5 protein-coding genes and 1 pseudogene are annotated in these 6,000 nt (G+C 72.3%); 4 read left to right on the forward strand and 2 right to left on the reverse strand.

Annotated features, from left to right (window positions below; all coding sequences use genetic code 11):
• Positions 1-400: 400 nt before the first annotated feature.
• Together AC07C1_RS03335 and AC07C1_RS03340 are read right to left on the reverse strand one after the other, a co-directional pair.
• Positions 401-689: pseudogene (locus tag AC07C1_RS03335) on the reverse strand (DUF1905 domain-containing protein); the annotation flags it as partial.
• The gene (locus AC07C1_RS03340) at positions 628-1,011 is read right to left on the reverse strand and encodes a nuclear transport factor 2 family protein (protein WP_478936547.1); all 384 of its coding nucleotides are present in this window, start codon (positions 1,009-1,011) and stop codon (positions 628-630) included. The gene AC07C1_RS03340 and the pseudogene AC07C1_RS03335, both read right to left, overlap by 62 nt.
• 314 nt (positions 1,012-1,325) lie before the next feature.
• On the opposite strand from AC07C1_RS03340, the gene AC07C1_RS03345 reads away from it, so the two are divergent.
• From AC07C1_RS03345 to AC07C1_RS03360, 4 genes are all read left to right on the forward strand, one after another.
• Positions 1,326-1,736, forward strand: coding sequence for a hypothetical protein (locus AC07C1_RS03345; RefSeq protein ID WP_478936548.1), 411 nt, complete (start codon positions 1,326-1,328; stop codon positions 1,734-1,736).
• Positions 1,737-1,819: 83 nt separating this feature from the next.
• Entirely contained in the window at positions 1,820-4,159 is a 2,340-nt protein-coding gene (locus tag AC07C1_RS03350; RefSeq protein WP_478936549.1) for an ABC transporter ATP-binding protein/permease, read from the forward strand.
• A 17-nt stretch (positions 4,160-4,176) separates the two neighbouring features.
• On the forward strand, positions 4,177-4,719 hold the full coding sequence (locus AC07C1_RS03355) for a hypothetical protein (RefSeq protein WP_478936592.1): 543 nt from the start codon (positions 4,177-4,179) through the stop codon (positions 4,717-4,719).
• Positions 4,719-5,858 (forward strand): serine/threonine-protein kinase, encoded by a 1,140-nt coding sequence (locus AC07C1_RS03360; RefSeq protein WP_478936550.1) that lies wholly within the window; start codon positions 4,719-4,721, stop codon positions 5,856-5,858. The genes AC07C1_RS03355 and AC07C1_RS03360 overlap by 1 nt, the downstream gene beginning before the upstream one ends.
• The last annotated feature ends 142 nt before the right edge of the window (positions 5,859-6,000 follow it).

A 6,000-nucleotide genomic window follows, 5' to 3' on the forward strand; every position in this document is an offset into this window, starting at 1 on the left:
CGTCCGGCCGGAGAGGCGGGGCGGTCGCCGCTGGTCCCGCCGTTGGAGAACGGGTGCGGACGCCCTGTCCGTCCGTGGAGCCGGGGCGGATGCGACGGTCCGTCATAGGGGAGCCGGCGTGGACGGATCGTCCGTCCGCAGAGCCGGGGCGGATGCGATGGTCCGGTCATAGAGGGGCCGGTGCGGACGGAACTGTCCGACCGTAGAAACCCGGGCGGATGCGACGGTCCGGTCATAGAGGGGCCGGTGCGGACGGAACTGTCCGACCGTAGAAACCCGGGCGGACGCGATGGCCCGGCCGTAGGAGAGCCCAGGCACACGCGATCGTCCGCCGGCAGGGGAGCCCGGGCCCGAAGTGATCCTCCGGCCGCGGCTCGGCTCCCGGGGAGGAGGGCCGTCGGCCGAGCCGCTCCTGAAGGCGGACGGTCACCGGATCGCCCTCCTGCTTCCCCGTCGTGCCGTCGCCCAGGGCCATGAAGGAGCTCTCGAAGGGGTGGCCGTCGATCGTGCCGCGGACCTTGACCAGGGGTGGCCGTCGATCGTGCCGCGGACCTTGACCAGGCCGCGGGTGTGCTGAAAGAGGCGACGGACCCCGGCCGGACGACATGGGTCCAGCGCCAGGCGCGATCAGACACCCGCCGGCACCCGGTCCAGGAAGCCCAGCACCTGCCGGATGCGGCCTTCCTCATCCAGCGTGACCACGTCGAAACCAGCCACCGGTGCGGAGCCGTCGGCCTCGTTCACCAGCTCCCAGCCGAAGCGCGCGGTGTCGTGGTGCCCGTCCACCGCGCCCAGCGGGCGGAACACGAAGCCAGGAAACTGCTCGTGGACCGCCGCGATCACGGCCGCGATCTGCTCGTGCCCGCGGACCTCGGCGAGCGGGTCGGTGTAGCCGCCGTCCGCCGTCCACGCGGCGGCGACTGCCTTCTCGATCGCCGCGGGCTCGGTGGCGTTCCAGGCCTCGAAGTAACGGGCGGCGGCACTGTCGTAACGGTTGGTGTTCACGAACATGGCGAATCAGCCTCCATCGAGGTCGTCTCTGCTGGTCAGGGCCCGGATTCGGGGTTCGCCGATCCGGTGTGACCACCATGCCCGAGGAGCGCCGGGCGGGTCGATTACCTCCGACGTCATGCCCGGGGTTCGTACCGTCCGGGGGCATTCCGGCCAGAAGGGGCGGTGAATATGCCAGCAGACTGGCCGGAAAGTCATGGTGACTCTGTGTCGACAGTGGCGATACTCGAACGCCAGGGGCACTTCACCGCACAGCAGCCGCACGGAAAGCGAGGGCCTGGTCGGCCACCAGCGAGGCGACGGGGGAGTGAGACGTGCACGACGAATTCCTGTGCCATGTCACGGCGTACGGCACGTGCGACGGCAGGCGCATCGGAGTACCGCTCGGCACCTATCGCGCGCCGACCCTGGCGCTGGCGTTGTGGTGGCTGCGGGACCGCGCCTCCTGGATCGCGGAGCGGCTCGATCCGAGTCCCGAGGATGCCGCCTTCCCGGCGGGCGCGCTGGTGCCGGTCGCGGCCACGGTGGCCGACGTGCCCGCCCTGCTGCGCGCCTGGTGCGCCGACGACGTCCGGCAGGAGCGGGTCGCCGAGGAGCTGGCGGGCGGGCGGCTGGTGCGGATTGCCGCCAGCGACGACACCACCGAGTACGAGCTGCTCGCCGAGTCCGTCGACGCCCTGCGCATGCAGCGCACCCTCCCGGGCCTTGTCATGCCCGTCTCCTGACACGTGTCCGCGGCCCTAGGTGTGCTAAGCACAGGGCCGAACACGGAGGGCGCACATGTGAGCGAATCGGTAGAATTCTGGCCATGGTGGAGCGGCCGATCGCCCGGGCGGCGCCCGAACTCGTCCTGGAGACCGACACGGGCTCCACGGTGATGAGTCCGGGCCAGGACTATCGCGTCGGGCGCGACCCGTTGAGCGACATCGTCCTCGACGATGCCCGGGTCTCCTGGCACCACGCCGTACTGCGCTGCGCCCACGACCACTGGACCCTGGCGGACCAGCACAGCACCAACGGCACCTACGCCGACGGCATGAGGATCGAGCAGTGGGAGGTCCGGCCCGGCAGCGAGGTCCGCTTCGGCAATCCCACGGACGGCCCGCGCGCCGTCCTGACCGGTGCCCCGCAGCGCGCCCCGGACCGCCCCTCGGCGGTGTCGATGCCCGAGCTGACCGGCACCTTCCGCCGGCCCACCAGCGTCCGCCCGCTGCCCGCGCGCACCATCCGCATCGGCCGGGCGCCCGACAACGACCTCGTCGTGGACGACCTGATCGCCTCCCGCCGCCACGCCGAACTGCGTGCCCACACCGACGGCACGTACGAGATCGTCGACCTCGGCAGCCACCACGGCACCTACCTCAACGGCCGGCCCACCACCCGTGCCCCCGTCGGTCCCGGTGACATCATCGGCATCGGTCACTCCGCGTTCTGCCTGGTCGGCGACGAACTCCAGGAGTACGTCGACACCGGCGAGGTCTCCCTCGATGTGCAGGACCTCACCGTCACCGTCGACCGCGGCCGCAAGGTGCTGCTGGATCACGTCTCCTTCCCGGTGGGGGAGAAGTGCCTGCTCGCGGTGGTCGGACCGAGCGGCGCCGGCAAGTCCACGCTGCTGAACGCCCTGACCGGGCAGCGCCCCGCCGACCGCGGCACCGTCCTGTACGACGGACGCGACCTGTACCGCGACTACGCCGAACTGCGCCAGCGCATCGGACTGGTCCCGCAGGACGACATCCTGCATCCCCAGCTCACCGTGCGCGCCGCCCTGACCTACGCCGCCGAGCTGCGGTTCCCCGAGGACACCGGGAAAGCCGAGCGTCGCGCCCGGGTGGACGAGGTGATCCGGGAACTGGGCCTGGCACAGCGCGCGGACCAGCCCGTGCACAGCCTCTCCGGCGGTCAGCGCAAACGGGTCAGCGTGGCCCTGGAGCTGCTCACCAAACCCTCACTGCTCTTCCTGGACGAGCCGACCTCCGGCCTCGACCCGGGCATGGACCGGTCGGTGATGAACATGCTGCGCGGCCTCGCCGACGACGGCCGCACGGTCATCGTCGTCACGCACAGCGTCCTGAGCCTCGGCGTCTGCGACCGCCTCCTGGTGCTGGCACCCGGCGGCACGGTCGCCTACTACGGTCCGCCCGGCGACACCCTCGCCTTCTTCGGCTTCGAGCAGTGGCCGGAGGCCTTCGAGGCCTTCGACCGCGACCGGGAGCGGGACTGGGCCCGCGAGTACCGCGAGTCGCCGTTCCACCGGCACTACGTCACCGAGGCCACCACCCAGCCGCACCATCCCGGCCCGGCCCCCATCGCCCCGTCGCCACCGCCCCGCCCGCGCGGCTGGGGCGCCCAGCTCAGCACCCTGATCCGCCGCTACACGGCCGCCCTCAGTGCCGACCGCACCTTCCTCGTGATCATGATCGCCCTGCCGTTCGTGATGGGCGCCATGGCCCGGGCCCTCGCGGGCGGCGCACTCACCCGGGACACCGCGATGAACGCGCTGCTCATCCTGTGTGTCGGTGCCGTACTGACCGGAGCCGCCAACGCGGTGCGCGAACTGATCAAGGAACGCGTGGTCTACCAGCGCGAACGCGCCGTCGGCCTGTCCAGATCGGCCTATCTGATGTCCAAGGTGGTGGTGCTGGGCACGATCACGGTCGCCCAGGCCGTCGTCCTCACCCTGGTCGCCCTCCTCGGCGTCGACCTCAACGCCCCCGGCGGCAAGGGTGTCCTGCTGCCGCCGCTCGCCGAGATCGCCCTGGTCGTCGCCCTGCTGGCGTTCACGGCGATGATGCTCGGCCTGCTGGTGTCCGCGCTGGTGCGCAAGGAGGAGGTGACGATGCCGCTGCTGGTGCTGCTCGCCATCGTCCAGGTCGTCTTCTGCGGAGCCCTGCTTCCACTCGACGGCGTCCCCGGCCTCGAGCAGCTGTCGTGGCTCGTGCCCTCCCGCTGGGCGCTCGGCGCCCTCGCCGGCACGGTGGGACTGTCCCGGCTCGTGCCGGGTGAGCTGACCGCCGACCCGCTGTTCCGGCACTCGGCGGGCATCTGGCTGCTCGACCTGGCCATGCTGCTGGTGCTGTCCGCCCTCTGCGGAGTCGCGGTCGTCCGGTTGCTGCGCCGGCACGAGCCGGCCGTGATGCGGAAGTAGGCGGCCCGATGACCAAAGTGCCCAGTCCCGGATTCCGGCCCACGCACGTCGTCCCGCCGCGCGGCATGCCCGCCTGGGAGGCCCCGGACCCGGCCCGGCCCACCGTGCCCCTCGACCCGCTGCTGCCGGTCCAGCTCGTGGAACGGCGCGGTGACTGGGGGCACATCCTGTGCGCCAACGGCTGGGCGGCCTGGGTCGACGGCCGCCTCCTGCTCGCCGTACCCGGGGACCCGCCCGCCGCCGACGGCCCCGACGGCACCGTCGATCCGCGTCCCGTGCTGGCCCGCGCCGAACAGGCCCTGGCCGACTACCGGTCCGCGGTCGAGGAACTCGCGGCCGGCGGCCTGGACTGCGAGGACTTCCAGGACCGTACCGAGGGCCTGCGGATCGGGATAGTGGTGGACGGGCAGTCCATGTGGGTCTACGACGCGCGGGAGGGGCGGTGGATGTACGGCGACGGACGGCGGCTGAGCCCCTATGCCACCGACCGGGCGGTCACCGGAGCGGACGACTCCGGGCACGCCCCGACCCGGCTGGTCGCGCCCGAGGGTGAGCGCTGATGGCGCGCGAGACCGGCCCCTTCTCCGGGCGGCCCTCGGAACTGATCGGCCGCCGGGTGGCGAGCTACCTGATCGAGAGCGAGGTCGGGCGCGGCGGCATGGCCGTCGTCTACCGCGCCCGCGACCTGCGGCTGGACCGCACGGTCGCCCTGAAGCTGCTGGCGCCGGAACTGGCCCGCAACGACACGTTCCGCAAGCGCTTCACCCACGAGTCCCAGGTGGCCGCCGCGATCGACCACCCGCACATCGTGCCGGTCTTCGAGGCCGGCGAGACGGACGGGGTGCTCTACATAGCGATGCGTTACGTCTCCGGCAGCGACCTGCGCCATCTCCTCGACGTGCGCGGACCGCTGCCGCTGCCGGACGCCGTACGGATCACCGCGCAGGTGGCCTCCGCCCTCGACGCCGCCCACGCGCACGGACTGGTCCACCGGGACGTCAAACCGGGCAACATCCTCGTCGCCGAGGGCACCGACAGCGACCACCCCGAGCACGTGTACCTCACCGACTTCGGACTCACCAAGAAGTCGCTGTCCCTGACCGGCTTCACCAGCGTCGGCCAGTTCGTCGGCACCCTCGACTACGTGGCACCCGAGCAGATCTCGGGCCGCCCGGTCGACGGCCGCTGCGACGTCTACGGCCTCGCCTGTGTCGTCTACGAGGTCCTGACCGGCCGCCCGCCGTTCCAGCGTGAGGACGACATGGCACTGCTGTGGGCCCACCAGTACGACGAGCCGCCCCCGCCGAGCGCGGCATGCCCCGGCCTCGCCCCGGCCGTCGACACCGCCTTCGCCAGGGCCCTCGCCAAGAGTCCGGACGCCCGTTACGACACCTGCCTCGACTTCGTCGCCGCCCTGCGCGCCCCCGCGTCGACCCCGTCGGCAGCGACCCCGCCCGCCACGCGTTCGCCCGCCACGAGCCCGCCGGCAGCGACCCCGCCCGCCACGCGCCCGCCCGCCACGAGCCCGCCGGCAGCGACCCCGCCCGCCACGCGCCCGCCCGCAGACGGCCGTACGCCGACCGAGCCGGACCGCGCGGTGCCCACCGCGCTCCCGCCCCCGCACTGGGCCGAGCCCGTGTTCCGGAACGAGGACTTCGGGCCGGGACGCCGAGAGCACGCACCGGACGCCGCTCCTTGACGGGCAAACGCTGCCAGCCGCGTCACCAACCTGTCCGGTCGGCACAACTAGGAGCTGTCCGGGCGATCATGTGACTGTTCCGTGCCGGACTCGTTGACGGAGACATGGGGCGGGGTGATCTGAGTGATGCCGAGTGGGAACG

This window comes from Streptomyces sp. NPDC045022 (genome assembly GCF_056432605.1).

Bases quoted from the DNA above. Each gene is read 5' to 3' on its own strand.
- AC07C1_RS03360 (WP_478936550.1), top strand. From the start codon at position 4,719: ATGGCGCGCGAGACCGGCCCCTTCTCCGGGCGGCCCTCGGAACTGATC.
- AC07C1_RS03350 (WP_478936549.1), top strand. From the start codon at position 1,820: ATGGTGGAGCGGCCGATCGCCCGGGCGGCGCCCGAACTCGTCCTGGAG.
- AC07C1_RS03340 (WP_478936547.1), bottom strand. From the start codon at position 1,011: ATGTTCGTGAACACCAACCGTTACGACAGTGCCGCCGCCCGTTACTTC.